Origin of the sequence: Terriglobus sp. YAF25 (assembly GCF_052113305.1) — a bacterium.
In the GTDB taxonomy this organism is placed as follows: Bacteria; Acidobacteriota; Terriglobia; order Terriglobales; family Acidobacteriaceae; genus Terriglobus.
The window spans coordinates 1-1,037 of the sequence record NZ_JBFRCY010001062.1; the positions used below are offsets into that span (position 1 = coordinate 1).

General features: G+C 64.1%; 2 protein-coding genes. Both read left to right on the forward strand.

The genetic code is table 11. The annotated features are described in order from the left end of the window. The coding region (locus AB4043_RS26540; protein ID WP_442308663.1) for a hypothetical protein at nucleotides 1–525 on the forward strand (525 nt) is incomplete at its 5' end. Continuing rightward, nucleotides 522–902 (forward strand): hypothetical protein, encoded by a 381-nt coding sequence (locus AB4043_RS26545; RefSeq protein WP_442308664.1) that lies wholly within the window; start codon nucleotides 522–524, stop codon nucleotides 900–902. The genes AB4043_RS26540 and AB4043_RS26545, both read left to right, overlap by 4 nt. Nucleotides 903–1,037: the final 135 nt, after the last annotated feature.

The window sequence follows — 1,037 nt, forward strand, 5'->3', positions numbered from 1 at the left end:
GTGCTGATCTGTCTGCTGGCGCTGGTCGACCAGTACCAGACACAGCAGTTGATCAGGGGGCGGCTTGAGCTGGACGATGCTCCCGCTCCTGTCGAGATACCTGGCGACCGCGTGCTCGCACCGTCCGCGATCGGCCTTCCTGCAGAGCTCGACGATCACGAGCATCTGGTCGTCCTGTTCCTGTCGACCACCTGCGATACCTGCAAGACCATCGCCAAGAAGCTCAATGGCAGGCCGCCGAAGGCTCTGTGGCTGGTTCTCGTGGAGGGATCCCTGGAGCGGGCCGAGGCATGGTTCGCCGGCACAGGTCTGCCGCAGGCCCAGGGGAGCGTGGACCTGGACGGACGCATCAGTGATGCGTTCGAGCTCGACGTCACCCCTGCAGCGTTCGTCTACCGGAGTGGCGAGGTGGTCCTGGGACAGACCATCCCCTCGTTCCGCCAGCTCGACTCATTGCTCACCGCGGACGCCGTCCCGGCGTCTTTGCTGCCCGATTCTGCGGCGGAAGGGAAGACACCAGTATGAGCACCACCACCGTGTGCGCCGAGTCCACGGGCGTCGTTACGGAGCTTGAGGAACTGAGCAGTAAGCCGGCCCGGCGGCGCCGGGTGCTGCGGGCGTCGTCCACTGCGTTCGTGGCCGGACTTGCGGCGCTGTTCATGGGGGATCGGGCCAACGCGGCCGACTGCCAGAACTCGCCGTGCTGCAGTCTGGCGAAGTGCAACCAGTGCAGCTACTCGGTCAACAAGGAACGCTACACCTGCCCGAGCGGTTACAACCGGAGAACGTGGAGCTGCGTCAAAGGCAGTAACAAGTACTACTGCGGAGAGTGCGCCAAGGGATCCGACTGCTGGAGCGGGCCGTTCGCATGCTCCATATGGTTCGGTCCCGACCCGGTCTGACACGTTCGCGTGCATGCCTGACAGATAAGGAACGCCAAGCGCCATGACATTGGTGGCTCTGTGGACGGTGAGCCTAGCGGCGGTGGCCGGGTTCGCTCAGCTGTTCAGTCCTTGAGGCCAGTCCTTCATCGGATT